The sequence below is a fragment of the Streptomyces sp. NPDC003720 genome, from assembly GCF_042875075.1.
Taxonomy (GTDB): Bacteria; Actinomycetota; Actinomycetes; order Streptomycetales; family Streptomycetaceae; genus Streptomyces.
In genome coordinates this window covers 396,637-422,851 of sequence record NZ_JBIANZ010000001.1, presented here as the reverse complement: position 1 = coordinate 422,851, position 26,215 = coordinate 396,637, and the positions used below count along the sequence as shown (strand labels likewise).

Genomic DNA, 26,215 nt, shown 5'->3' with positions numbered 1-26,215 from the left:
GTGCCTGAAGCGAGGAGCGGCAGCCGCTCCGGCGCCTGACATCCGCATCACCTCACACGCCCGGCCGTTCGCGCCGCGGCGATCTCAAGTCTGCGCGAAAACAGGACCCACAGGGGGGTTGGTGTGTCCGAACGATGACCATCACACGTCTGGCGGCGCTCGGCCGTGAGGAGCCGGCACTGCTCACGCTCGCCCAACGACTGCTCACGGTGGCCGAGTCGGGGCTTCCGTCGATGCTGCTTCCCGGCAAGGAGGCCTTCGCCTTCACCATGGCCGGGCACCGCTCGCCCGACGGCTCCTGGACGCTGGAACGGCGCGGGACCAGCACCCGGTACGCGGCCATCACCGCGCTCGGGGCCCGGTTCCTGCCCGAGGACCGCCAGCGCGCGGTGCTCGGCGGGCGCAGCGCCCAGGAGTTCACGGGTCTGCTGATCGAGTCCCTGTCGTCGGTGACCAACCTCGGCGACGCGGCGCTCATCGCCTGGGCCGCCGCCGACACCGGCCATCCCAAGCTGTCCGACGCCCTCGACCGGATGAACGCCCTGGACGAGGAGGGCCGGCCGCAGTACACCGTCGAGGCGGCGTGGGTGCTGTCCGCCCTCGCGGCGGCGCACGGCATGGTCGACGTGGAGGGGCGCCTCACCGCGGCCCGCGACCGCCTGCTGCGGGCCCGGATCGGGAACGGCCCGCTGTTCCCGCACGCCACCGGCCCCGGCCTGGTGCCCTGGTACCGGGCCCATGTGAGCTGCTTCGCCGACCAGACGTACCCGCTCCAGGCCCTGGCCCGGGCGCACGCCTGCGGTCACGGGGGCGGCGACCCGGAGGCCCTGGCCGCGGCCGAGGCCTGCGCCGCACGCATCTGCGAGCTGCAGGGCGACGGCGGGCAGTGGTGGTGGCACTACGACGCACGCACCGGCGGCGTCGTGGAGGGCTACCCGGTCTACAGCGTCCACCAGCACGCGATGGCGCCGACCGCCCTGTTCGACCTCGCCGACGCCGGCGGCACGGACTTCGCCGCGTCGGTCCGCAGGGGCCTGCGCTGGATGACGGACGTGCCGGAACTCGCCGGGGCCCCGGGGAAGCAGGAGCCGTTGATCCTCGACGAGCTCGGCGTCACCTGGCGCAAGGTCTTCCGCGGCGACCCGAAGAAGGCCGTACGCGCCGCCCGGGGCCTGGGCACCCGGGTCGTCCCGCACCTCCGGCTGAAGCCCCTGGACCGGGTGTACCGCCCCGTCTCGGTGGACCGCGAATGCCGGCCGTACGAGTTCGGCTGGATGCTCCACGCCTGGCAGGGAGGCCGTGTATGAGCGGGCGTCAGTCTCTTTTCGGGGTCGAGCTGGACCCCCTGACCATGGACGAGACGGTGGGGCGCTGCCTCGCCGCGGTCCGGGAGGACCGGCAGCTCGAGATCGGCGTGGTCAACGCCGCGAAGCTGGTGAACATGCGGCGGGACAAGCGGCTCGCCGCGGCCGTGTCCGGCTGCGATCTCGTCCTCGCCGACGGACAGGCCGTGGTCTGGGCGGGCCGGCTGCTGCGCGCCCCGCTGCCGGAACGGGTGGCCGGCATCGACCTGTTCCTGCGGCTGCTGGCCGAGGCGGAGTCGGCGGGCATGTCCGTGTACTTCCTCGGCGCCCGGCAGGAGGTGCTGGAGCGGATGCTGGGCGAGGTGGCCGAGCGCTTCCCCGGCCTGACCGTGGCCGGCAGCCGGAACGGCTACTTCGACGACTCCGAGCAGGAGGCCGTCGCGGACGCCATCGCGCGCAGCGGCGCACAGATGCTGTTCCTCGGCATGACCTCGCCCAAGAAGGAGATCTTCACCGCCGCCTACGGCGAGCGCACCGGCGCCCGCGTGGTGCACGGGGTCGGCGGCTCCTTCGACATCCTGGCCGGCGTCACCAGACGGGCCCCGGTGATCTGGCAGCGGTGGGGCGTCGAATGGCTCTACCGGGCGCTGCAGGAGCCGCGCCGGCTGGGCCGGCGCTACCTGACCACCAATGCGGCCTTCGTCCTCATGACGGTGCGCGAGTTCATCCGGCTCACCCCGTCGCCCGCCTCCGCGAACAGGAGTCACTGATGCGCGTCGTCGTGGTCGGACAGGGATATGTCGGCCTGCCACTGGCCGTCCGGGCCGCGGAGGTCGGTCACGAGGTGATCGGCTACGACGTGGACGCCCGGCGGATCAAGAGCCTCGCCGCCGGTGAGTCCTTCGTCGAGGACGTCTCCTCGGAGCGGATCCGCGCCGCACTGGACAACGGCAGCTACCGCCCGAGCGACGCGGCCCGGGACTGCGGCGGCTTCGACGTCGCCGTGGTCACCGTGCCGACGCCGCTGCACGAGGGCACGCCCGACCTGCGGTACATCAGGGAGTCGGCGGTCACCCTCGCCCGCTATCTGCGCCCCGGCGCCACCGTCGTCCTCGAGTCGACCACCTACCCCGGCACCACCGAGGAGCTGTTCGCCCCGATCCTGGAGGACGGCTCGGGCCTGGCCGCCGGCCCCGACTTCCACCTCGGCTACAGCCCGGAGCGGATCGACCCCGGAAACACCGTCTGGGGTTTCAAGGAGACCCCGAAGGTCGTGTCCGGCGTCGACGCGGCCTCGCTGGAGGCCGTGCGGGACTTCTACGGGCAGCTCGTCGACACCACCGTGCCGGTGCGCTCCCCCAGGGAGGCCGAGCTCGCCAAGCTGCTGGAGAACACCTTCCGGCACGTCAACATCGCGCTGGTCAACGAGATCGCGATGTTCGCCCACCACCTGGACATCGACGTCTGGCAGGCCATCGACGCCGCGTCCACCAAGCCCTTCGGCTTCATGAAGTTCACGCCCGGACCGGGCGTCGGCGGCCACTGCCTGCCGATCGACCCCTCCTACCTGTCCTGGCGGGTGCAGCGCGAACTCGGCCAGAGCTTCCGCTTCGTGGAGCTGGCCAACGACATCAACAACCACATGCCCGAGTACGTGGCACGGCGCATCAGCGACCTGTTCAACGAAAGACGCCGGTCCGTGAACGGCTCGAACATCCTGCTGCTGGGCCTGGCGTACAAGAAGAACACCGGTGACGCCCGCGAGTCGCCCGCCCTGCGGATCTCGCAGCTGCTGCTCGACATGGGGGCCCAGGTCAAGGCGGCGGACCCGCACGTGGTCGAGAGCCTGCCGGTGGACACCCGGCTGGTGCGGGTCGAACCGGTGCCGGAGGAGCTGGCCGCCGCCGACGTGGTGGTCCTGCTCACCGACCACGACAGCTTCGACTACGAACTCATCGCCCAGCACGCCCGCTTCGTCCTCGACTGCCGCCGCCGGCTGTCGGCCGGGCCCACGATCGAGGTGCTCTGAACCATGCCCCGCATCGTCTGCGTCGCCGGTGCGCGACCGAACTACATGAAGATCAAGCCGGTGATGGACGCGCTGGAACGCCGGGGCGCCGAGGTGGTCCTGGTCCACACCGGCCAGCACTACGACCCGGCCATGAACGAGGTGTTCTTCACCGACCTCGGCATCCGGCCGCCCGACCACTTCCTCGGCGTCGGCTCCGGGAGCCACGCCGAGCAGACCGGGCGCGTGATGACCGCGTTCGAGCCGCTGCTCGGCGAACTGGCCCCGGACGTGGTCGTGGTGGTCGGCGACATCAACTCCACCCTGGCCTGCGCCCTGGTCACCGCCAAGGCGGGCCCGCTGCTGGCGCACGTCGAGGCCGGACTGCGCAGCCGCGACTGGAGCATGCCGGAGGAGGTCAACCGGGTCGCCACCGACCGGGTCAGCGACTATCTGCTGGCCCCCTCCCCCGACGCCGCCGGGAACCTGCGCGCCGAGGGGTACCGGGACGACCAGATCCACCTGGTCGGCAACGTCATGATCGACACGCTGCTGGCCAACCTGGAACGGGCCCGCGCCTCCGACGTCCTGGACCGGCACGGCCTGACCAGGGGCGAGTACGGCCTGGTCACCCTGCACCGGCCCGCCAACGTGGACGACCCGGAGGTCCTCGCCGGGCTCCTGAAGGCCCTGGGCGAGATCGCCGGCCGCTGCCCGCTGCTGCTCCCCGTGCACCCGCGCGCCGCCGAACGGCTGGCCGCCGTCGGCGTCCCCGGGGGCATCCGGCTGGTGCCGCCTGCCGGATACCTGGACTTCATCGCGCTGCAGGACTCGGCCCGCCTCGTGCTGACCGACTCGGGCGGCGTGCAGGAGGAGACCACCGCGCTCGGCGTGCCCTGTGTGACCCTCCGGGACAACACCGAGCGGCCGGTCACCGTGGAGCAGGGCACCAACGTGCTGGCGGGCCGGGATCCGGCGCGCATCGTGTCCACCGTGAACCGGGTGCTGGACGATCCGCCCGCCCCGCGCCGGCCCGAACTGTGGGACGGCCGGGCGAGCGACCGCATCGCCGACGTGCTGCTGGAGGGGGGCACCGCGAGCAGCCGGCCGAGGCCCACCGACCAAACACCCGCCAAATGATCCGCTTGCAACATATGCTCATCGGGGGTCGGGGCGTGAGGGGGGACCACCATGGATCTCGCTGAGATCTTCCGGGTCATGCGCAGGCGTTGGTACGTCCTGCTGCCCGGACTGCTGCTGACCGCCGCGCTGGCGGCCGGCGTGGCGCTGGTGGTTCCGGTCACCTACCAGTCGCAGAGCACGGTGGCCCTTCTGAACTCCCAGAAGGCCACCGTGGCCTACGACGGCAATCCGTTCCTCAGCACCCAGACCTCGCTCACCGGCATGGCCGACAGCCTGGCCCGGAACCTCAACTCCGACGGCTCCCTGCGGGAACTGAAGTCCCGCGGCGCCAAGGGCACGTTCGAGGCCAAGCTCGCCGACAACGCGCAAGGGCCGCTGATGTGGCTCACCGTCACCGGCACCGACAAGGCCGTCGTCCTGTCCTCGGACCGCATCCTCACGGCGTTCGCCGAGGAGCGGCTGGACCAGTTCCAGAAGCAGCAGTCGGTCGCGCCGAAGGCCATGATCCGCATGACCACGATCGTGCCCCCGCAGAACCCGGTGGCGCAGACCAAGACCCGGCTGGAGTACCTGGTGATGGCCGGGGCCCTGGGTCTGGTGCTGAGCTTGGGCGCCTCCTTCTACGTGGAGGCGCGCCGCCGGCCGCGGCCGCAGGCGCGCGCGGAGGAACCCGAGCGTTCGACAGCCGCCTCCGGAGCCGCCACCGTCTCCGGTCCAGCCGCCGCCGAGCCCGGCTCCGGGGAATCGGCGGTGGAACGGACCATCGCACTCAGGACGCCGCCCAGCTGGTCGCGGTCCGCCGAGAACAGGCCCGCCGCGGAGCCGGGGGCCGGACGGCCCGCCATGGCCGTGGCGCCCGCCGCCGAGCCGCTCGACGAGGAGTCGACTCATGGACAGCGTTCGCACACCGGACAGCGAGACCGCTGAGCCGAGCGACACCCCCGCTTCCCCCTCCCTCGGGCACAAGGTCCGTTCCGCGGCCCGGTGGAGTCTGATCAACACCGTGGTGATGCGCCTCGGCAACTTCGCCACCGGCATCCTGCTGGCGCGTTTCGCCCTCGGCCCCGCCGAATGGGGCGTCTACGGCATCGCCCAGACCGTGCTCCTGGTGCTGCTCTCCGCGAACGAGCTGGGCGTCGGCCTGGCCATCGTCCGCTGGGACGGCGACCCGCGCCGTTTCGCGCCGACCGTGCTGACGCTGGGCACCGCGTCCAGCGTCCTGCTGTACGCCGCCATCTTCGTCTCGGCACCCACGGTGGCCGGGCTGCTGGACTCCCCCGGGGCCTCGGGCGTGCTGCGGGTGATGTGCCTGTGCCTGGTGCTGGACGGGGTGGCCCAGGTCCCCGCCGGCTACCTGACCCGCGAGTTCGCCCAGGGCAAGCGGATGGTGATCGACGCGCTCAACTTCGTCCTCAGCACCGCCGTGACGCTGGTGCTGGCCTTCGCCGGCTGGGGCGCGATGAGCTTCGCCTGGGGAGCGGTGGCCGGCAACGTCGCCGCGCTCCTCGGCTGCGCGCTGGCCGCCCCCGGCATGCTGCGGTTCGGCTGGGACCCCGCGCAGGCCCGCGCCCTGCTGAGGTTCGGCCTCCCGCTGGCCGGGGCGAGCCTGCTCGCGCTCGCCGTCGTCAACGTGGACACGATGGTCGTCGGGTCGTCCCTCGGCTCGGTCGCCCTCGGTTTCTACGTCCTGGCGTTCAACATGTCGGGCTGGCCGGTACGCATCATCTCCGAGGCGGCCCGCCGCGTCTCCTTCGCCGGCTTCTCCCGCCTGGCGGCCTCCCCGGAGGCCCTCGCACAGGGCTTCAGCCGCGCCCTCGGCGTGCTGGTCACCGGCACCGTCCCGCTGTGCGTGCTGCTCGGCGGACTGGCCGAGCCGGTCGTCCGCCTCGTCTACGGGAGCACATGGGTGCCCGCCGCCTCGGCTCTGCCCTGGCTGATGGCGCTGGGCCTGGTCCGGATCGGCTGCGAACTCGCCTACGACTGCCTCGTCGCCGCCGGACAGCGCCGCTCCCTCATCCTCGTCCAGGGCCTGTGGGTCGTCGCCCTCGTCCCCGTCCTCGTCGCCGGCGCCCGCCTCGGGGGCATCGTCGGGGTCTCCCAGGGACACGTCGTCGTCGCGGCCGTTCTCGTCGTCCCCGTATTCCTGTACGCCCTCGGCCGGGCCGGGATCGGCCCCGCCCACATCGTCAGGGCCTGTACCTGGCCCTTCCTCGGGGGAGCCGTGATGACCGTGGTGACCCTCGCCGCGAAGCGGCTCCTCGGCGACGGCATCGTCGCCCTCTTCGCCATCGGCGCCACCGCTCTGGCGTGTTACGTGGTGTGCGTCCTGCCCAGCCGCCGCTTCCTGCTCGGCGCCCGAACCCCGGAGGCCGCGTGACCAGGCTCCGTCAACTGCTCGCCGTACTGACCCTGTTACTCTGCGCCGCGTGTGCCTCGGGCGCCGACGCCGCACCGTCCGACGACGGCGCCTCCCGCGGCACCGCCCAGCCGCCTCCCCCGGCGTCGCAGGTCCCCTCGCCACGGGAGGCCCGCTCGGCGTCCCCGGCCGGCTCGTCGTCCGGGAGCCCCGCGCCCCGTGGGGCGTCCCCGCGGGGCGCGGCACCGGCGGCCCAAGCCGAAGCGGGCTTCCCCGACGCCCGCTCCACCGGCCCCCGCATCCCGCTCCAGCCCCACTCCACCGGGAACATGAGCGTCAAGACCGACGGCACCGTCATCCGGGGGTGGGACATCACCGGCTCACTCGACGTCTACGCGGACGATGTCACCATCATCGACTCGCGGATCACCTCCACCAACTGGTGGGGGGTCAACCTGCGTCCGGGGCACAGCGGTCTGCGGATCCTGCACAGCACGATCACCGCCGTCCCCGGCAAGGGCCCCGACAACGGGGGCGTGGACTACGCGGTCTCCAACATGGGCGTCAGCCCCATCGAGGTCGGCTGGTGCGACGTCTCCGTCTTCGGCAACGCCCTCTCCATGGGGCAGGGCAACCTTCACGACAACTACGTCCACGACCTGGTGCCGTTCCGCAATGCCGGCGGCGAGTGGCAGCACACCGACGCGGTGATCAGCGGCGGCAGCAACCAGGGCAGCCTGGTCATCCGGCACAACACACTGCTCAACTCCGTCCCCGTCGACCAGGGGGCCTCGGCCGCCGTCGGGCTCTTCGCCGACACCGGCCCCGTCTCCAACACCGTCATCGACGGCAATCTGCTGGCCGGCGGCGCCTACGCCCTGTACGGGGGCGGCGAGGGCGCCACCGGCATCCAGGTCACGAACAACGTCTTCTCCACCCGGTACCACCGCAACTCCGGCCACTACGGCGCGGTCACCGCCTGGAACGCCGGTGGTGCCGGCAACGTCTGGCGCGGCAACCGGTTCACCCACGGGCACTCGGTCGCCCCCGAGCCGGCCGGCTGAGGAAGAGGACCATGAGACGTATCGCCCGCGCCCCCTGGGAACTGCTCAAAGGCGCCTTCGGCTGGCTCGTCCTGTTCGAGCTCCGCAACAAGGTCCTCCTCGCCCCCTCCGCGGTGCGGCTGCGCCGTGTCGAGAGCGCCGAGACCCGTCGTCTCGCGGCCGCCACCGCGCCCCCGCCGGCCGCCCTCGTCGCGACGGTGATCGCCACCCATCGCCGCCCCGAGGGACTGCGGGCGGCCGTCCGCTCGGCGCTGGACCAGACCGTCCGCGACCAGGTCGTCATCGTCGTCGACGACGGCGCGGGCCTCCCCGGACTCCCCGACGACCCACGGCTGTTCGCCGTCTCGCTGACGCGGAACACCGGAGTCGCCGGGGTGGTGCGCAACGTGGGCATCCGCCTGACCCGCTCGCGGTACGTGGCGTTCCTGGACGACGACAACCTGTGGGAGCCCGACCATCTGGAGCGGGCGCTGGCGGTGCTGGAGGCCCCCGGCGGACCCGACGGCGTCTACACGGCGCTGCGCCGCGTCCTGCCGGACGGGACCGAACGGGACGTCCTGTCCGTGCCGTTCGACCGCCGCCGGTCCGCCCACGAGTCCTTCCTGGACACCAACGCCTTCGTCGGGCGGCGCGACAGGACCCTTCGCTTCAGCCGGCTGCGCCGGACCCCGGAGGTGCTGCCCCGGGAGGACTGGGAGCTGGTCCACCGCTACAGCCGCCGCCACACCGTGCGCCACGTGCCGCACGCCACCGTGCGGTACCTGGTGAACCCCGCCAGTTTCTACACCAGTTGGACCGGCTGAGCACCGGGGCGGCCGCGCCTCACGGCCCGGGCGTGACCCGCAGCGCGCCCGGCCTGAGCAGCGCGGCCGCCGCGGCCCGGCTGGCCCGCCTGCCGAGGGCCGCGCGGGACGCCTCGCGCAGGAACACGGCCGCCCGGAAGCACGCCGTCGCGCCGGGCCCGTGGCGCCGCCCGTACAGGCGCACGCGGTTGAGTGTGAGCAGGGTCCACAGCCGGGGCGAGACCCGGGACTCGCCGCCGAGGTGGACGGCCTCGGCCGTCGGCTCGAGCCGGGTGGCGTAGCCGAGGTCCCGCGCGCGCAGGCAGTACTCGGTCTCCTCCGAGTAGAGGAAGAAGGACTCGTCCCACGGCCCGCAGGCGGCCAGGCAGTCGGCCGAGAGGGCCATGAGCGCACCGGTCGCCCAGTCCGCGCGCGTGGGCCGCGCGTAGGCGGCGGGGTCGGTGACCAGCTCGCTCAGGCCCGGGAAACGCCCGGCCCTGCGGTTGCCGATCAGAGCCTCGCCGAGGGCCCTGGGCACGCTCGACTCACGGCGCAGCGAGTGCAGGGGCGCCGCCCGCCCCTCCTCGTACAAGAGGGGGACGGCGATGCCCACCTGGGCACCGAGGGCGTCCACCAGGCGCTTGCCGCAGCCCTGCCGCATCCGGATGTCCGGGTTGCAGACGAGTACGGCCGCGTATCCGCCCTCCCACTCGCCGGCCGCCTTCAGTGCCGCGTTGACCCCGGCGGCGTACCCGGCGTTGCGACCGGTCTGGACGACCGTGGCGTCCGGGGCCAGCGACCGGAGCACCTCGACGGTGTCGTCGGCGGAGTCGTTGTCGGCGACGACGAGCCGCCAGTCGAGTCCGGCCATGCCCTCGGGCAGCGCGGCGAGGAACCCGGGCAGCACCGACGCGCTGTTCCAGGTGACGGCGATGACGGCGACGGGGCTCATCGGGTCTCCACGAGTTGGGGAAGCTGGTGTTCGGAGGTCTTGGCGGCGCCCGGCTCGGCGGCGCCTGCCGCCTCCCCGCGGACGAAGCCGAGCAGGCTGCCACCGGCTCCCAGCAGCAGGAAGAACAGGCCGGCGAACATCGGGAAGCTGAGCGAGTCGAAGGTGGCGCTGACGACGAGAGCGACCAGCGACGAGGCGAAGAACGCCTGCCCCAGTTCGCGGTCGGCCTCGGTACGGGCCAGCCGCCGGACGGCACCGCCCTGGTGGATGCCGGCGACGAACAGGACGAGCATGGCGACGAGTCCGAGCGCGCCCATCTCGGCCAGGGTCAGCATGTACTGGTTGTCGGTGAAGAAGTACCGGTCCGGGGTGAAGGTGCCGAAGCCCCGCCCGAACAGCGGATGTTCCTCCAAGTAGGGCACGATCGCGCTGTACTTGACCGTACGGGCCTGGGTGCTGCTGTCGGAGTTGGACAGGAACGATGCGAACAGCCCGGTGATCGTGCCGATCAGCCCGGGGACGAGCACCTTGAAGACGGCCACGGAGGCTGTCATCACGCCGATCGCGGCCCAGCGCCGGGCCGGCTTCCAGCGGGGCACCATCACCAGGGCGACCAGCAGCAGGCCGATGATCGAGGTCCGCGACACCGTCAGGGGCAGCGCGCCCGCGATCAGCAGCACCGGACCCCAGCGGCGGGTCCAGTGGAGGTGTCGGCGCACCGGGTCGAAGGCCTGCTGGACGGCGAACGGCAGCAGGATCGCGAGCATGCCGCCGAACTCGAGCGGCTGGGCCGTGGTGGCCCGGGGCCGGGTGAACGCACCGCGGTCCATGACGCTCACCTGCGCGACGCTGGTCTGCAGGCCGGGGATGTGGACGGAGTCGGCGATGTTGGTTCCCGAGAAGAAGTCGTAGAAGCCGATCGCGGCGACGACCGAGCCCAGGACCACCACCCGGCGCATCAGCACGTCGAGCCGGCCGCGCTCCTGGATGCCCGCCGAGGTCAGTACGACCAGCGACACCCACACCAGGAATCCGATGAGGCCGCGGTCGGCGCCCAGGACCTCCGCGTGCGAGCTCTCCCGCGCCGCGTCCGAGATGTAGGCCGCCAGGACGGCCAGCCCGAGCACGCACATGGCGACGCGCGCCAGCCTGGTGCCCGGCGCGGGCAGGACTCGGCCGCCGAGCCAGGTCGCGAGGTACCACAACAGGCCCAGCAGGGCGAAGACGTTGGCGGGGGTGCCGACGCCGCCGAGTGCGGGCAGGGCCAGGTTCGACGGGATGAAGAGGGCCAGTGCCAGGTAGACGGTGAGGATCGCCGTGGCGTCGACCCGCCGGCCGAGCAGTCCTCTCCGGACCCGGCCGGGGGCGCGGCCGTCCCCGGACCGCGGGGCGGCGCTCCTGGCGGTGGTCCGCCGGCGGCGGACCACCGCGACGCCCTCCATCAGGATCGACAGCAGGAAGGCGCTGACGACTCCGAGGATGACGACGGCCGCGATGTCCTGGTAGCGGTTCTTCGACTTCGCCACCGGGGTCTGCGGCAGGACGACGGGCGCCGTCTGCACGAAGTACGCGGGCGGGACCTTGGCCGCGGCCTGCAGGGCCTTGAGCTGCTCGCCGGCGAACTCGGTCAGGGTGTTGGTCTCCTTCAGCACCTTGGCCCGGTCGGTCCCGGTCACGCTGAGCGTGAGCAGCGGGCTGTCGGCCGTGGGCGCGAAGCCGGCCGTGTACGGGTCCGTGACGCCCCGGCTGCGCAGCTCCTTGGCGGCGTCGTTCGACTCCAGGGTCCTGATCAGTACGTCGGCCGTGACGATCAGCGAACCGCCCGCGTTCGAGATGGGGTTGCCGAAGGTGGGAGGCAGCCGGGAGACCGCCGAGGAGTCCAGCAGGGTGACCGAGCTCTGCGACTGGTAGGAGACGGGGACGGTCACGTACAGGTATCCGCCGCAGACCAGGCTGAGGAGGGTGAGGGGCACGACGAAGTACCAGCGTCTGCGCAGAATGGCCCAGATCTCACCAAGACTCATGCCCCATCCCCCCGTTCGGTGGCATCCCGCCGTGCGTCCTGCCAGTATCGGAGCTGACGGAAGGATCTCGTATGTCGCCCGGGAACGTCGCCGACGCACTGCTCCGCCGCTGGTACGTGGTGCTGGCCGCACTGCTGCTGACCACCGCCGCGGCGTACCAGGTGGTGCGTCCCGCGCCCCAGTACACCGGGTCCGCCGTCGTCGTCCTGAAGCCGCCGGTGACCCGGAACCAGCCCAACCAGCTCACCAATCTGCAGCCGCCGCTCGCCCTGGTCTCCTACGGGGTCGTGCAGCAGCTCGAATCCCCGGCGGGGCGGCGTGAGTTGAGGGCTGCCGGCGTCCAGGGGACCTACCATCTCGTCCCCCGCAACAGCGGGACCAGCGCCACGCCCCGCTATCTGATCCCCTCCCTGCAGATCCAGTCGCAGGCCGCCGGGGCGGACGCCGCCGTGGCGGCGGTGCGCCGCATCGTCGACGTCTACACCCGGCACGTCGACGCGATGCAGTCGGCCCAGCGGGTGCCGGCCGGTTCGCGGATCACCGCCTCCGTGCTGACCTCGCCGAGCGCCGCCGAGGTGCGGGGGGACCGGAGCCGGGGCCTGGCCGGCACCGGCCTGCTGGGCCTGGCCGGCGGCGTTCTCGGCGCGTTGTGGCTCGACCGGTACCTGCTGAGCCGTCGCGCGGCCAAGCCCGGACGGCACGCCGGCCCGGTCCTCGCGGCCGGCTGAGACGAACTGTTCTCCCATCAGATACCGCGGCGCTTCCAGGACTCCCACCACAGCCGCTCCCGGCCGCGTTCGGCCACGGCGGACCACACCAGCGGCTGGAGGTACGGCATCGCCTTCGCGCCGATCCGCCGTCTGAGCCGCAGCGCGCGGTACTCCGGCAGCTTCGCGTAGTCCGGCAGGCACTGCGCGGCGAAGGCCACGCACTCGTCGACCGGGACGACCTCCGTACGCCCGCGGTCGTAGGCGCGGTAGGCCCGGCGCAGTGCGAAGCGGGCCAGCCGGGTGTGGACCTGGTCGGCGAGGCGGTCGGCGTGCGGAAGCCGGTCGCCGCATTTGGCGAGCACCGAGTCGAAGGCCACGAGGCGCTGGCGCAGGTCGTCGAGCTGACCGCCGAAGTCGGTCGTGGACATGTTCTTTCCGTGGACCCGGTAGAAGGCCTGGTCGGCGCCGCGTACGTAGCCGACGTCGGCGTGTGCGGCGAGCCGCATCCACATTTCGATGTCGCCGGCGTGCGGCAGGGCCGGGTCGTAGCCGCCGACCTCGCGCTGGAGGCTGGTGCGGACGACGACCTCCGGTGAGGTGATGCAGCCGGTGCCCTCGCGGAAGCGCCGTTCCAGCCACCACTGCCCGAGGTAGACGACCGAACCGGTGCCGCGGGTGCGGGCCGGCGGCAGTGGTCCGCCGTGCTGGAAGCGCAGCGGACGCCCGTAGGCGAACCCGGCCTCGGGGTGGGCGTCCAGGAGGGCGGCGGCCCGGACGAGGGCGCCCGGGACCAGCCGGTCGTCGGCGGAGAGCAGGGCGACGTAGTCGCCGTCGGCCCATTCCAGCAGGCCCTCGTTGTAGGTGGCGATGTGGCCCTTGTTGGTCTCGTGGACGCGGACCTCGATCCGCGGGTCGGAGGCGGCCAGTTTGAGCGCGGTCTCCGCCGAGTCGTCGGGCGAGGCGTCGTCGATGATGAGGACCCGGACGTCGACGCCGTCCTGCTCGTCCAGGACGCTGCTGACGCAGTCGGCGAGGAAGTGGCCGTACTTGTAGCAGGGGATCACAACACTGACGCTGCTCATCGGTGGGTAATGCCAATCCCCGGCGGCGGCCCACGGGTTCGCCGTGGGCCGCCGCCGGTGCGCTGTGTCGGGTCAGTTCTTCTTCTTGTGGGCGGTCCTGGCGGTCAGGGTCCAGCTGTGGGACTTCACCGCGTGGCGGTGCCTGTCCCGGGCCGTGACCGCGACCTTGAACCGGGTGCCGTCGGGCAGCGGGCCGGACAGGTGGACGGTCACCTTGTGACTCGCCCGGTCGTAGGAGGTGACGGCCGTGACGTGGAGCTTCCCGGCCGCGGCCGCCCGGGGGCCGGACAGGACGGTCACGGTCGCCTTGACGGACGACACCGCGGTCTTCGCGGGCAGGGTGGTGACGAGCGGGCTGCCCGCGTCGGCGGTGTGCGTCAGCGCGGACCCGTTGTCCTCGGAGGCGCCGGGCGCCGCCAGGGACGCGCTCGGGTTGTCGGCGGTGAAGACCGGGCCCACCCAGTAGTTCGCGGATCCGTAGGAGCCGGTCGGGAAGGCCGGGTCGGCGCCGTACCGGTAGAGCCCGTTGTGGTGGGCGGCGGTGTCGGCGGTGCCGGTCAGCGGGTAGGACTGGTGGGCTCCGGCGAAGTAGCCGCCGTCGACCGCGTAGTGGCCGTTCGGCGCGTGGTAGGAGACGACGTACGGGGTGTCGGCGCTGATGGCCACCGGGTTGGTGAAGGTCATCCGCTGCCAGCCCGAGGCCGACTCGCCGGTGAAGGTGCCGGTGGCGAGCAGCGTGCCGTCGTCGGACCACAGACTGCCGGTGTGGGTGCCGGTGTTGCCGGTCCCCTTGTAGAAGGTGACACCGGTGACCCAGCCGCTCGCCGAGGACGTGAACCGGGTGCCCAGCTCGACCGAGTTGGTGTCGCCGGTCATGTCGGTGGTGGCGGGCACGGCGGAGGCGTTCCACAGCGTGCAGGGGCAGGTGACCGCCGGCGGGGTGGTGCTGGTGGTGAAGGTCCAGGTCACCGGGTCCGCCATGGCGTTGCCCCACAGGTCGGTGGCCTGCACGGAGGCGGTGTACGTGGTGTGCAGCGCCAGTTCCGTCGACGGCGTGAAGGTCGCCTTGTTGGACGCGGGGAGCGTCCAGGCGCCCGGCACGGTGTCGCCGTTAGGGCCCTTCACGGTGAAGGTCAGGCTGTCGGAGTCGACGGCCGAGCTGAAGACGGCTGACACCGGCGCCGTGATCGACACGCCGGTCGCCCCGGACGTCGGGGAGGTCGAGGTGACGGTGGGCGGGGTGGTGCTGGCCGTCGAGGTGTCCAGCACCACGTCGACCCAGTAGTTGCTGCCCGAGGACTGCGAGGACGGGAAGGCGCTGGCCGAGCCGTAGTGGTAGACGCCGTTGCCGCCGTCGGTGCCCGACTTCAGCGCCGTGAGCGGGGCGAGGCCCGCGTCGGAGCCGGAGAAGTAGCCGCCGTCGTAGGAGTATCCGCCGTTGGGGGCGAAGTACGAGGCGACGTAGGTGGTGTTGGCCTTGACGCTGACCGGGGTGGAGAAGTTGAGCTGCTGCCAGCCGGAGGCCGACTCGCCGGTGAAGGTGCCGGTGGCCAGACGGGTGCCGGAGGCGCTCCACAGGCTGCCGGTGTGGGTGCCGGTGTTGACCGGCGACTTGTAGAAGCGGACGCCGGTGATGGAACCGGCCACCGTGGTGCGGAACTTCACGCCGAGTTCGACGGCGCTGCCGTCGCCTCCGTTGACGGTGCCGGGCACGGCGGAGGCCGGCCAGACGGTGCACGGGCAGGCCTGCGGGCCGACGGTGAGCGGGAGGGTGCCGACGGCGCCGATGTTGACGCTGTCGTCCACCGCGCGGACCTTGACGGACACGGCGCCGGGGGCGGTCGGGGTCCAGGTGTACTTCCAGGACGTGAGGCCGGTGGCGGCGTTCCAGGTCTTGCCGCCGTCGGTGGACACCTCCACGCGGGCCACGACGCCGCCCCCGGAGTCGGTGGCGGTGCCCGTGACGGTGACCGGCTTCAGCGCCGGGACGGTGACCCCGGAGGCCGGCGCCGTGACGGTGACGGCCGGGCCGGTGGTGTCGGTGGTGGCCGTCGCGGCGGTGAGGTTGCTCTGCCGGGTCAGCGGCTGGACGCCCATGTCGGCCAGGATGTTCACGGTCGCCTGCTGCATGCGGGCGTCCTCGGTGACCACGGTGTCGGCGGGGTCGTAGGTCGGGATGTTGGTCAGTCCCCACGACCACTGCACGGTTCCCGCGCCGAACACCAGGGCGCCGGAGTCCTGGTCGCGGAACTCGACGAGGTTGTGCGTCGCCGTGCCGTTGCCGTAGACGTTGCCCCAGTCCGTGCGCAGTTTGCCGTCGTTGATGTCGACCGTCGTGGACGACACGTCGATCGCCCCGGCGGGCCGGGTGCTGTTGTCGATGTCGCTGTCCCACTCGTAGCCGAGGGTCCCCTCGGGGAAGGTGGCGGTCTGGCTCGACGTCAGGTTGGCGACGGAGGTGTTGCGCCAGATCCGGTTCTTCCCGTACGAGCCGGGGACGGTGATGGCGTCGCTGCGGTAGCCGTTCACCGTGAACATGGAGCCGGTGAGGATGTTCGGCGGCTGGTAGTCCTGCCCGTACTGGGTGCTGGCGGGGTCCATCCAGGTGCCGGTCCAGACGCCGCTGGGGTCGGCGATGCCGTTGTTCTGCGCCATCTTGGTCATCTTGTAGCAGACCAGGGTGCGGTTGGCCGTGTTGGCGCCGTCGATGCTCGGGGTGAGCCGGGTCTTCCAGAAGACCTCGTTGCCGCTGAAGAAGCCCTGCCGGACGCCGGCCTTCCGGGCCGCGAGGACGTTGGAGTACTGGCTCTGCGTCCAGTACTCGTCGTGGCCGGAGGACAGGTACACCTTGTGCTTCTTCAGCAGGGTGGCGCCGTTGGCCGACACGTCGACGCCGGACAGGTAGCTGACGTCGTAGCCGTTGCGTTCCAGCCACGACAGCATCATGTACTCGGAGCCGTAGATGCCGTTGTCGCCGCCGATGTCCAGCGGCCGGTTGTAGCTGACCTCGTAGGCGCGGCCGTCCGGCGCGGGACCGGTGCCGCCGTAGAGGTCCTGGCCGCCGTAGTCGTTGTAGGCCTGCCAGGTCTGGTCGCTGGTCTGCACGACGACGTCGGAGGTGCTGGAGTCGTTGCGGACCACGAACGGGTACGGCATCAGGCCGTCGCCGTCCGTCTGGGTCAGGTTCGCGATGTACAGGCCGGAGACGGCGTCGCTGGGCACCGTCCAGGTGGCGGTGACCGGCCAGTTGCCGCAGTCGACGAGGCCGGTGCTGCTCTTGGTGGTGCAGTTGGCCGGCTTGGTGAGGTAGTTGGCCGGGTAGGTGACGGCGGCCTGGGCCGCGGTGGACATCTTGCGCGCGCCGTCGCCGCCGTACCAGCCGAGGCGGTAGATCTCGACGTGGTACGAGACCTTCGACTGCACCTTGAACTGCACGGTGTCACCGGCCTGGACGCTCTCCTTGGTGGAGAAGCCCTTGATGTCACCGTAGGCGTTGGGCGAGAACCAGTCGGACTTCGGGGTGCCCGGTTTGGAGTTCTCGCAGACGACGGGGTTCGAACCCGCTCCGCACGGATCGGAGGCGGCCAGGGCGGTCCCCGCCTGCGGGAGCACCGCCCAGATCAACGCTGCTACGACGGCGAGGCGGCTGCCCCGGATCCGTCTGCTCCATTTTTTCATGAGTACCTCTCGCGGTGCTGTGCAGGACCGACCCGTGCGGTCGGGGTGGAGCCGTGAAGCCGTGACCGGTCAGCCGCGCAGGGCGTGGGCGAGTGCGTCCACGACACGCTGCTGCTGGTCCTGGGTGATGTGCGGGTGGAGCGGGAGCGACAGGATCCGTTCCGCCGTCCGCTCGGCGTTCGGGAAGTCGCCCCGGGCGTATCCGAGATGGCGGTACGCCGGGGTCAGGTGGACCGGTGCCGGATAGTGCACCCCGGCGCCGATGCCCTCCGCGTTGAGCTTGCCGACGACGTCGTCGCGGTCGGCGCCGTCGACCTGGACGACGTAGAGGTGCCACACGTGGACGTTGCCGGGTTCCGTCACCGGGAGCACGACCCGTCCGGCCGCGGCGAGGCCGGCGAGCATCTCGTCGTAGCGGGCTGCGGCCGCCCGGCGGGCGGCGTTGCCGGCCGCGAGGCGCTTGAGTTTCGCCCGCAGCACGACGGCCTGCAGCCCGTCCAGCCGGCTGTTGAAACCGGGCACGTCGTGGCGGTACTTGGCGACGCCGCCGTGGTTCGCGACGGCGCGCACCAGGCCGGCCCGCTCCTCGTCGTCGGTGAGCACCGCGCCCGCGTCGCCGTAGGCGCCCAGGTTCTTGCCGGGGTAGAAGCTGGTCGCCGCGATGCCGCCGCTGCCCGGCGAGCGGCCGTCGCGGGTGGCGCCCTGGCACTGTGCGGCGTCCTCGACCACCCGCACCTGGTCCGGCAGCCGGCCGGTGAGCGCCGTCACGTCGGCCATCTGGCCGTAGAGGTGGACCGGTACGACCGCGCGGGTGGCCGGGGTGACCGCGTCCAGCGCGGCCCCCGGGTCGAGCAGGTATGTGCCGGGCAGGCAGTCGGCGAGGACCGGCCGTGCGCCGGTGCGGGCCACCGCGCCCGCGGTGGCGATGAAGGTGTTGGCGGGCACCACGACCTCGTCGCCTGGACCCACCCCGCTGGCGCGCAGGGCGAGTTCGACGGCGTCGGTGCCGTTGGCGACGCCGACGCAGTGCGCGACGCCGCCGAAGTCCGCGTACTCGCGCTCGAACAGGCGGACCTCCTCGCCGCCGATGAACGCGGTGCCCGCGAGGACACGCTCGAAGCCGGCCCGTACCTCGTCGGCGACCTCCTCGTGGGCCGCCTTGAGGTCCACGAGCGGAATCTGGTTCATGTGACTGGTCCCCCCAGTGCGTGCGTCGCGAAGTCGTGCCTCCGCGAAGCGAGTTGGTCGAGCGCGGGCGCGTCCGCCGCGCGCAGCCGACGGGCCGGGCTCCCCACCCAGACCTCGCCCGGCGGTACATCGCCGAGGACGGCGCTCCCCATCCCGATCAGCGACCAGGCGCCGACCGTCGTGCCTTCCCTGACCAGGGCGCCCGAGCCCAGATAGGCGCCCCGCTCCACCCGCACGCCGCCGCCCAGGCGGACGCCGGAGGCGATGGTGGCGCAGTCCTCGACCACGTCGTCGTGGGTGAGGACGGCCTGCGGCATCACGGCGACGTGCGCGCCCACCCGGACGGCGGCGGTCAGCGCGCAGTGCGCCAGCAGCACCGAGCCGGGGCCGACCTCGGACGACCCGGACACCGCAGCCGTCGGATGGACCACGGTGGCGTAGCGGTCGGCGGGCAGGCCGAGCCTGGCGACCAGCCGGGCCCGGGACGCGTAGTCCCCCGGGTTGCCCACGCAGACGACCACGCGGGTCCGGGGCAGCTCGTGGACCAGGTCGCAGCCGCCGAGGACGGGCACGCCGTCCACCTCGGCGCCGTGCAGGGCGGCGTTGTCGTCGAGGTGCCCGAGCAGCTCGGTGCGGCCCGCGTCCCGCACGGCCTGCGCGGTCTCGCGGGCGAAGCCGCCGGCGCCGACGATCAGCAGCCCGTTCATCTTCGGGCCTGTTCGCGCAGCGCCGTCACGACACGGTCCTGCTGGTCCTCGGTCATCGTGTGGAACAGCGGCAGGATCAGCGAGTCACGGCTGAGCCGCTCGGTGACCGGAAGCGGGCCACGGGGGTGGCCTTCGTAGGCGGGTTCGAGGTGCGCAGCCATGATCCCGCGCCGGGCCGAGACACCGGCCGCGGCGAGCGCGGCGAGCAGGTCGTCCCGGCCGACGGGGAAGCCCTCGTCCAGGAGCACCCAGTAGGACTGGAAGTTGCTCTGCCCGTGGGCGGGGTCGCGGACCGGGGTGAGGCCGGGGACGTCCCGCAGCGACCGGTCGTAGCGGGCGGCCAGTTCGCGGCGGCGGGCGATCATCTCGTCGAGCTTGCCGAGCTGGACCAGGCCGACCGCGGCCTGGATGTCCGTCATCCGGTAGTTGAAGCCGACCTCGAGGTAGCTCTCCAGGACCGGCCGGCTGCTCGCGTGACGCTGGGCCGCCGAGGCGTTCATCCCGTGCTCGCGCAGCCGGCGCAGGCGCTCGGCCCATCCGGCGTCGTCGGTGGTGACCATGCCGCCCTCGCCGGTGGTGACGAGTTTGCGGGGGTGGAAGGACCAGGCGGCGAGCAGCGCGCCGTGGCCGACCGGCTTGCCGCCCACGGTGGAGCCGATGGCGCAGGCCGCGTCCTCCACCAGCGGCAGGTCCCAGTCGGCGCAGGCGGCCCGCAGAGCGTGCACGTCGGCCGGCACGCCGCCCTGGTGGACGGCGAGGACGGCCCTGGTGCGCGGGGTGCGGACGGCGTCGACGGTGGCCGGGGTCAGGTTGCCGGTGGCGGGCTCGACGTCGGCGAACACCGGCTCGGCGCCGACGTAGCGCACGGCGTTGGCGGTGGCGATGAACGACAGCGAGGGCACCACGACCTCGTCGCCGGGCCCGAGGCCGAGCGCGACCAGGGACAGGTGCAGTGCGGTGGTGCACGAGCTGACCGCGACGGCGTGCTCGGCGCCCACCCGCTCCGCGAAGGCCCGCTCGAACGCGGCGACCCTGGGGCCCTGGGCGACCCATCCGGAGAGCACCGCCTCGGAGGCGGCCCGGGCCTCCTCCTCGCCGAGCCAGGGGATCATCACCGGGATGCGGTCGGCGCTCACCGGGCGGCCTCCCCCGCGGCGCGCTCCGCGCGCCACCAGTCGACCAGGTCCCTGAGCCCGGTGCGCAGGTCGATCCGCGCGCTGAAGCCGAGCCGTTCGGCGGCGTGCGAGGTGTCCGCGAGCCGCCGGACCACGCCGTTCACCGCGCGGGCGGGCCCGTGCTCCGGCTCCAGGCCCTCGGCCCCCATCGCCTCCAGCAGGCCCTGGGCGAGTTCCTTCAGCGAGGTCTCCGTGCCGCTGGCGATGTTGAAGACCTCGTCGGTCAGGTCCGACTCGGCGGCCAGCACGTTGGCCCTGGCGATGTCCCTGACGTCGACGAAGTCCATGGTCTGGCTGCCGTCGCCGAGGATCAGGGGCGGCTCGCCCGCCTCGATGCGCTCCATCCAGCGGATGAGCACCTCGGTGTAGAGGCCGTGGATGTCCATCCGGGGGCCGTAGACGTTGAAGTACCGCAGCGCCACGTAGTCCAGGCCGTACATGGCGTGGAAGCTGCGCAGCATGCCCTCGTTGAAGGCCTTGGCCGCGCCGTAGAACGTGTCGTTGTTGTAGGGGTGGTGGCGTTCGGTCGTCGGGAAGTCCTCGGCCATGCCGTAGACGGACGCCGAGGACGAGGCGATCACCTTGCCGACCCCGGCCTCGACCGCCGCCTCCAGCACGTTGAAGGTGCCGTCGACCATGACCTCGTTGGCGAGCCGGGGCTCCTCCGCGCACTGCGTGATGCGGATCGCGGCGAGGTGGAAGACCAGGTCGGCGCCCGCGGTGGCCTTCCGTACGGCTGCGGCGTCCCGGATGTCGCCCTCGACGACGTCGACGACGCCGCTGGGCAGGGCGCGGGCCAGATTGCCCATGCGCCCGCGGACGAAGTTGTCCAGCACGACGATCTCACGGGCGCCGCCCTCGGCCAGGAGGTCGACGAGATTGGACCCGATGGTCCCCGCCCCTCCGGTGACCAGGATCTTCTTGCCCCGTACGCTGCTCAACTGATGTGCCCTCTCCATCGGTGGAACTGTCAGTGCCCGGCGCGCAGGCCGACTACGGCACCCCGGAACTCAAGGCTCCGGGAGGCGGCTTCGAGGATGTCCAGCACGCGCAGGCCCGCCCGCCCGTCGGTCAGCGGAGCCCGTCCGCTCCGGATCGCGTCGGCGAACTCGTCGACCATGCTGCGCAGCGCTTCCTTCTCGCCGATCGCGGGGGCGACCATGTCCCCGGAGCGGTAGGAGACGAGCATCTCCCGCCGTTCGTCCGCGCCGATCTCCTGCGGCGCGGCGAGGTCCACGCCCCGGTCGTACACCGCGACGCGCTGGACCGGGTTGAGGTCGTCCCAGATCAGGGTGCGCTTGGAGCCGCCCACCATGGTGGTGCGGACCTTGGTCGGGGAGAGCCAGTTGACGTGCACGTGGGCGATGGCCCCCGTGTTGAGCTGCAGCGTCAGATAGGCCACGCAGGCCTGTCCGGCGCCGATCGGGTCGGCCCCGTGGGCGGCGACCGCGACCGGTTCGACGTTGTCGGGCAGGATGAAGTCCAGGATGGACAGGTCGTGGGGCGCCAGGTCCCACAGGACGTCGATGTCCTTCTGGACGAGGCCGAGGTTGATCCGCACCGAGTCGACGAAGTGGATCTCGCCGAGTTCGCCGGAGCGGACCATGTCGCGGATGCGGCCCACGGCGGGTGTGTAGCAGTAGGTGTGGTCGCACATCAGGGTGAGCCCGCGCTCCTCCGCCTCGGCGACCAGGCGCATCCCGTCGGCGTAGGTGGCGGCGAGCGGCTTCTCCACCAGGACGTGCTTGCCGGCGCGCAGCGCGGCCAGGGCGATGTCGAGGTGGGTCCCGGCGGGGGTGGCCACGGCGACGGCGGCGACGGCGGGGTCGGCCAGGACGGCCGCGTAGTCCGAGGTGGCCTGGACGGTCGAGTAGCCGCCGAGGACCCGCTGGGCCCGGTCCACGTCGAGATCGCACAGCCAGCGCAGCCGGAACCGATCGCTGGCCTGGAAGTTGCGTACGAGGTTGGGGCCCCAGTAGCCGGCCCCGACGACCGCCACCCCCAGCGGATCCGTGGTCTGCGTCACCGTGTTCCTCTTCCTTCGGTCCATCAGTAGGCCCCCGCTCCGCGCACCACGGCGGACCCGGTGCGCAGCAGGATGGTCAGGTCGAGGCCCATCGACCAGTTGTCCACGTATCCGAGGTCGAGCCGGACCGCTTCGTCCCAGGGCAGGTCGGAGCGGCCGCTGACCTGCCACAGCCCGGTGAGGCCGGGCTTCACCAGCAGCCGGCGTTTGATGTCCGGGGTGTACTCCTCGACCTCCTCGGGCAGCGAGGGGCGGGGGCCGACGAGCGACATGTGGCCCCGCACCACGTTGATCAGCTGCGGGAGTTCGTCGAGCGAGCTGCGGCGCAGCAGCGAGCCGACCCGGGTGATGCGCGGGTCCTCCTTCACCTTGAACAGCAGGCCGTCGCTGTTCTGGTTGAGGTGCTCCAGTTCCGCGCGCAGGGCCTCGGAGTCCTGCCGCATCGTGCGGAACTTCAGCATGGTGAAGTGGTTTCCGTAGCGGCCCACCCGGCGCTGCCGGAACAGCGCGGGACCGGTGCTGTCCAGCCGGACGACCAGGGCGATCACCAGCATGGGCGGCAGGAGCACCGCCAGCAGCAGCGCGGCGAGCGCCCGGTCCAGCAGTTCCTTGGGCAGCCGGGAGGCCCGGGAGAGGTTCGGCGCCTGTATCCGCATCAATGGGACCCCGTTGGTGGGGCGGACCACCAGCCGGGAGGCGGACACGTCGGTCAGCACGGGCGCCACCAGGAAGTCGACGTCCTGCACGGCCGCCGTCCAGGACATCCGGCGCAGGACGGAGGCGTCCAGCTCGGGCGCCGGCAGCGCCACGACGGTGCCCACGCCCATGGCGCGGACCACGTCGTTCATGTCGCCGATCCCGCCGAGGACGGGGATCCCCAGCTCACGGATGGCGACCGCGTTCTCAGGGTCGCTCAGGCACACGCCGGCGACCTGCATCTCCTGTGCGCCGCCCGCTCTTCGCAGCACGGCGACCAGTTCGACGACGCCGTGCGACGGTCCGACCAGGAGCGCCGCGGTGCGGTCCCGGCCCCGTGCCCAGCGCCGGCGCAGCCGGCGGCGGAGCGCGTAGCGGACCACCAGGGCGATCGCGGCGGCGGGCGCCGCGGCCGCGATCATGTCGTGCAGCAGGCCCAGGTCGCGTGCGAACAGCCAGTACGCACAGGCGGCCAGCGCCGGCAGGGCGACGGCCCCGCGCAGCACCCGCAGGTACTCCTCGGTTCCCAGGCCCAGGGCGCCCCGGTCGTAGGAGCGATGGGCCAGCATCGCCACGATCCACACCGGCGGCAGCACCAGCGCCACCGTCCAGCGGCCGTACGCTCCGTGGACCATTAAGGCCGCGGCTACGGCCGCCAGGCCGTCCGCGACCGGCAGGACCGTACGGTACTTCCGTTCCCAAGGTCTTCGGCGTGCTTCCGGACCTCTGTGATCCAGAACCACCTGCTCATGCGTGACCTCAACGGTCATGCCCCCCCCACCACATGCGCGGCTACCCCTGACCGAGCGATGCGGACGTACGGTCGCAAGTCCGCGGCCAGGGCCGGAACGACGCCGGTGCGTCTCCTCAACACAACGGCGCCGGAAAACCAGGGAGCTGTCGACGGTTCCCCAACCGTCCGTCGCGCCCTGCACGTTGGTTGTTGCCTGTGCCGTATCCGGCTTACGACCCCGCGACTTGACGATGCGTCAGCTGCGGATGTCCCTCCCAAACCGGCCCGGCGGACCTCAATCTAGACCACGGGACCCAGTCGCGGGAACAGTTGGACGAAACACACAGCGCGAAGCCGACACCGACGGCATACTGCCCGGGTGACGAGCATCGTGATCCCGGCCCACAACGAGGAACGCGTCCTCGGCCGGCTCCTCGATTCGCTGCTGGCGGACCCTTCCGGGGACGAGACCGACATCGTGGTCGTGTGCAACGGCTGCACGGACGACACCGCGCGGATCGCGGCCCGGCGCGGCCCGCGGGTGCGGGTGGTGGAGATCCCGGTCCCCTCCAAGCACGCGGCCCTGCGGGCGGGTGACGACCACGCGCGCGGCTTCCCACGGATCTACGTGGACGCGGATGTGGTGCTCACGGCCGCCGACGTACGGGCGCTGGCCGGGCCCCTCGACGACGCCTCCGGCATCCTCGCCACGGCCCCCGAACGGCAGCTCCCGCTGGCCGCCTGCGCGTGGCCGGTACGGGCCTACTACCGCGTGTGGCAGCGGCTCCCGGCCGTGCGCGAGGGGCTGTTCGGACGCGGCGTCATCGCGGTCTCCGAGGCCGGGTACGCCCGGATCGCGGCGCTGCCGCCGCTGATGGCGGACGATCTGGCCGCGTCCCTGGCGTTCGCGCCCGGGGAGCGGCTCGTGGTCGGTGCGGCCCGGGTCGTGATCCAACCGCCGCGCACCTGGCCGGATCTCGTCAGGCGGCGGATCAGGGCCGCGGTGTCCACCGCCCAGGTGGAGCGGCACCGGGACCCGCAGGAGGCGTCGGCGCGCACCGGCAGGGCGGACCTGCTGGCGCTGGTCCGTGAGGATCCGAGGCTCCTCGTGGGCGTCGTGGTCCTCGTCGCCACGGCGGTCGTCGCCCGGTGGCGGGCCCGGAAGGCCATCGCGGCGGAGGACTTCGGCACCTGGCTCCGGGACGAGAGCAGCCGGCAGAACTGATCGCACCGCACCTGGAGTCCCCGATCATGTATCTCACCGACCGCTCCGCTCCCGCCCGTGCGGACACCGGACGCGGCCCCGCACGCCGGGTCGCCCCGGTCGTCCTCGTGCTCGGCACGGTCAGCCTGATCACCGACATCTCCTCGGAGATGGTCACCGCCGTGCTGCCGCTGTACCTGGTCAGCCAACTCGGCTTCAGTCCGCTGGGGTTCGGCGCCCTGGACGGTGTCTACAACGGCGTCAGCGCCCTGGTCCAGCTCACCGGCGGCCACCTCGCCGACCGGGTGCGCAACCACAAGCTGATGGCCGGGCTCGGCTACGGCCTGTCCGCGCTCTGCAAGCCGCTGCTGCTGCTCGCCGGCAGCATCGGCACGCTCGGCACGGTCCTCGCCCTGGAACGCACCGGCAAGGGCCTGCGCACCGCCCCGCGCGACGCGATGATCTCCCTGTCCACGCCGGCCGCGAACCAGGGCCGGGCGTTCGGCGTGCACCGGGCGATGGACACCACCGGCGCGATGCTCGGCCCGCTCGCGGCCTTCCTGATCCTGCGCGCGGCGGCCGACGGCTACGACGCCGTGTTCGGGGTGAGCGCGTGCGTCGCCGTGCTCGGCGTACTGGTGCTGGTGCTGTTCGTGCCCGGCAGGCGGCGGGAGACGCCGACGGAGGCGGTGGGCGGGCCGGTTGACGCGGGCGAGCCGAGCGCGCCGGACGGTCCGGGCGGACCCGGCGGGACGGACCGTCCGGGCCCCCAGGGCGGCAGGCCGCCGGTCCGGGTGCGCGAGGCCCTGGCGCTGCTGCGCCTGCCGCGTCTGCGGGCGCTCGCCGGCTGCGCCGCCCTGCTCGGCCTGACCACCGTCAGCGACGCCTTCGTCTACCTGCTCCTGCAACGCCGCGCGGGCATCGGCGAGCAGTGGTTCACGCTGCTGCCGCTGGGCACCGCCGCGGTGTTCCTGCTGCTCGCGGTGCCCGCGGGCGCGCTGGCCGACCGGATCGGGCGGCGCACCGTGTTCCTCGCCGGGCACGTGGGCCTGCTCGCCGCCTACGCCCTGCTGCTGTGGGCGCCGGCCACGCCGGTCCTGGCCCCGGCCGTGCTCGCGCTGCACGGCATGTTCTACGCGGCCACCGACGGCGTGCTCCCGGCCGCCCTCGCCGGCGTCGTGCCCGAGGAGCTGCGCGCCAGCGGCCTCGCCATCGTCGGCACCAGCCAGGCGCTGGCCAGGTTCTGCTGCTCGCTGGCCTTCGGCGCCGCCTGGACGGTGTGGGGCGACGGCCCCGCGCTGGCCGGCTCGGCGGTCGGGCTGCTGGCCTGCGCGGCCGTCGCGGGCCTGGTGCTGCGGCCGGCCGGCGGGACCCGATGACGAC

The 26,215-nt window shown here is 72.5% G+C and carries 21 protein-coding genes; 11 read left to right on the top strand and 10 right to left on the bottom strand.

Translation table 11 applies throughout. The annotated features are described in order from the left end of the window. The first annotated feature begins 134 nt into the window (after positions 1-134). Genes ACFYU0_RS02195 through ACFYU0_RS02160 form a run of 8 tightly spaced genes read left to right on the top strand, consistent with a single transcriptional unit; the run spans position 135 to position 8,678 of the window. Positions 135-1,307, top strand: a complete 1,173-nt coding sequence (locus ACFYU0_RS02195; protein ID WP_389297209.1) for a hypothetical protein — start codon at positions 135-137, stop codon at positions 1,305-1,307. Continuing rightward, a complete protein-coding gene (locus ACFYU0_RS02190; protein ID WP_351660691.1) occupies positions 1,304-2,074 on the top strand; it encodes a WecB/TagA/CpsF family glycosyltransferase in 771 nt (256 codons plus the stop codon). The genes ACFYU0_RS02195 and ACFYU0_RS02190 overlap by 4 nt, the downstream gene beginning before the upstream one ends. Further along, complete coding sequence (locus tag ACFYU0_RS02185; protein WP_351660688.1) at positions 2,074-3,333, top strand: nucleotide sugar dehydrogenase; 1,260 nt, start codon at positions 2,074-2,076, stop codon at positions 3,331-3,333. The genes ACFYU0_RS02190 and ACFYU0_RS02185 overlap by 1 nt, the downstream gene beginning before the upstream one ends. A 3-nt stretch (positions 3,334-3,336) precedes the next feature. Then, positions 3,337-4,452, top strand: coding sequence for a non-hydrolyzing UDP-N-acetylglucosamine 2-epimerase (gene wecB / locus ACFYU0_RS02180; protein WP_389297206.1), 1,116 nt, complete (start codon positions 3,337-3,339; stop codon positions 4,450-4,452). A gap of 51 nt (positions 4,453-4,503) precedes the next feature. Further along, positions 4,504-5,382: a Wzz/FepE/Etk N-terminal domain-containing protein gene (locus tag ACFYU0_RS02175; RefSeq protein ID WP_389297204.1), complete on the top strand. Its 879-nt coding sequence runs from the start codon at positions 4,504-4,506 to the stop codon at positions 5,380-5,382. Next, the gene (locus ACFYU0_RS02170; RefSeq protein WP_389297202.1) at positions 5,345-6,832 is read left to right on the top strand and encodes an oligosaccharide flippase family protein; all 1,488 of its coding nucleotides are present in this window, start codon (positions 5,345-5,347) and stop codon (positions 6,830-6,832) included. Before ACFYU0_RS02175 ends, ACFYU0_RS02170 begins: the two co-directional genes overlap by 38 nt. Then, positions 6,829-7,875, top strand: a complete 1,047-nt coding sequence (locus ACFYU0_RS02165; protein ID WP_389297201.1) for a hypothetical protein — start codon at positions 6,829-6,831, stop codon at positions 7,873-7,875. The genes ACFYU0_RS02170 and ACFYU0_RS02165 overlap by 4 nt, the downstream gene beginning before the upstream one ends. Before the next feature lie 11 nt (positions 7,876-7,886). Next, a complete protein-coding gene (locus ACFYU0_RS02160; RefSeq protein ID WP_389297199.1) occupies positions 7,887-8,678 on the top strand; it encodes a glycosyltransferase family 2 protein in 792 nt (263 codons plus the stop codon). 19 nt (positions 8,679-8,697) lie between these two features. On the opposite strand, the gene ACFYU0_RS02155 is transcribed toward ACFYU0_RS02160, so the two are convergent. Together ACFYU0_RS02155 and ACFYU0_RS02150 are read right to left on the bottom strand one after the other, a co-directional pair. Then, positions 8,698-9,609, bottom strand: coding sequence for a glycosyltransferase family 2 protein (locus ACFYU0_RS02155; protein WP_389297197.1), 912 nt, complete (start codon positions 9,607-9,609; stop codon positions 8,698-8,700). Beyond that, positions 9,606-11,633: an O-antigen ligase family protein gene (locus ACFYU0_RS02150; RefSeq protein WP_389297195.1), complete on the bottom strand. Its 2,028-nt coding sequence runs from the start codon at positions 11,631-11,633 to the stop codon at positions 9,606-9,608. Before ACFYU0_RS02150 ends, ACFYU0_RS02155 begins: the two co-directional genes overlap by 4 nt. 71 nt (positions 11,634-11,704) lie before the next feature. Here ACFYU0_RS02150 and ACFYU0_RS02145 point away from each other — a divergent pair, with 71 nt between their 5' ends. Beyond that, a complete protein-coding gene (locus ACFYU0_RS02145; protein ID WP_389297193.1) occupies positions 11,705-12,361 on the top strand; it encodes a hypothetical protein in 657 nt (218 codons plus the stop codon). A gap of 17 nt (positions 12,362-12,378) precedes the next feature. Here ACFYU0_RS02145 and ACFYU0_RS02140 read toward each other — a convergent pair whose 3' ends face one another. The 8 genes from ACFYU0_RS02140 to ACFYU0_RS02105 all read right to left on the bottom strand — a co-directional run bounded on the left by ACFYU0_RS02140 (position 12,379) and on the right by ACFYU0_RS02105 (position 23,530). Continuing rightward, positions 12,379-13,425, bottom strand: a complete 1,047-nt coding sequence (locus tag ACFYU0_RS02140) for a glycosyltransferase family 2 protein (protein ID WP_389297191.1) — start codon at positions 13,423-13,425, stop codon at positions 12,379-12,381. A gap of 72 nt (positions 13,426-13,497) precedes the next feature. After that, positions 13,498-17,103, bottom strand: a complete 3,606-nt coding sequence (locus ACFYU0_RS02135; RefSeq protein ID WP_389297189.1) for a DUF4082 domain-containing protein — start codon at positions 17,101-17,103, stop codon at positions 13,498-13,500. A gap of 69 nt (positions 17,104-17,172) precedes the next feature. Continuing rightward, complete coding sequence (locus ACFYU0_RS02130) at positions 17,173-18,291, bottom strand: DegT/DnrJ/EryC1/StrS family aminotransferase (protein ID WP_351660656.1); 1,119 nt, start codon at positions 18,289-18,291, stop codon at positions 17,173-17,175. After that, entirely contained in the window at positions 18,288-18,998 is a 711-nt protein-coding gene (locus tag ACFYU0_RS02125) for an acetyltransferase (protein WP_351660653.1), read from the bottom strand. The genes ACFYU0_RS02130 and ACFYU0_RS02125 overlap by 4 nt, the downstream gene beginning before the upstream one ends. After that, positions 18,995-20,134 (bottom strand): DegT/DnrJ/EryC1/StrS family aminotransferase, encoded by a 1,140-nt coding sequence (locus ACFYU0_RS02120; RefSeq protein WP_389297186.1) that lies wholly within the window; start codon positions 20,132-20,134, stop codon positions 18,995-18,997. Before ACFYU0_RS02120 ends, ACFYU0_RS02125 begins: the two co-directional genes overlap by 4 nt. Beyond that, positions 20,131-21,132 (bottom strand): NAD-dependent epimerase/dehydratase family protein, encoded by a 1,002-nt coding sequence (locus ACFYU0_RS02115; protein ID WP_389297184.1) that lies wholly within the window; start codon positions 21,130-21,132, stop codon positions 20,131-20,133. The genes ACFYU0_RS02120 and ACFYU0_RS02115 overlap by 4 nt, the downstream gene beginning before the upstream one ends. A gap of 11 nt (positions 21,133-21,143) precedes the next feature. Further along, a complete protein-coding gene (locus tag ACFYU0_RS02110) occupies positions 21,144-22,199 on the bottom strand; it encodes a Gfo/Idh/MocA family protein (RefSeq protein WP_389297182.1) in 1,056 nt (351 codons plus the stop codon). 23 nt (positions 22,200-22,222) lie between these two features. Next, positions 22,223-23,530, bottom strand: coding sequence for a sugar transferase (locus ACFYU0_RS02105; protein WP_351660642.1), 1,308 nt, complete (start codon positions 23,528-23,530; stop codon positions 22,223-22,225). Positions 23,531-24,007: 477 nt separating this feature from the next. On the opposite strand from ACFYU0_RS02105, the gene ACFYU0_RS02100 reads away from it, so the two are divergent. Both ACFYU0_RS02100 and ACFYU0_RS02095 read left to right on the top strand, forming a co-directional pair. Then, complete coding sequence (locus ACFYU0_RS02100) at positions 24,008-24,853, top strand: glycosyltransferase (RefSeq protein WP_389297180.1); 846 nt, start codon at positions 24,008-24,010, stop codon at positions 24,851-24,853. A gap of 26 nt (positions 24,854-24,879) precedes the next feature. Then, positions 24,880-26,211: an MFS transporter gene (locus tag ACFYU0_RS02095; protein ID WP_389297178.1), complete on the top strand. Its 1,332-nt coding sequence runs from the start codon at positions 24,880-24,882 to the stop codon at positions 26,209-26,211. Positions 26,212-26,215 lie beyond the last annotated feature (4 nt).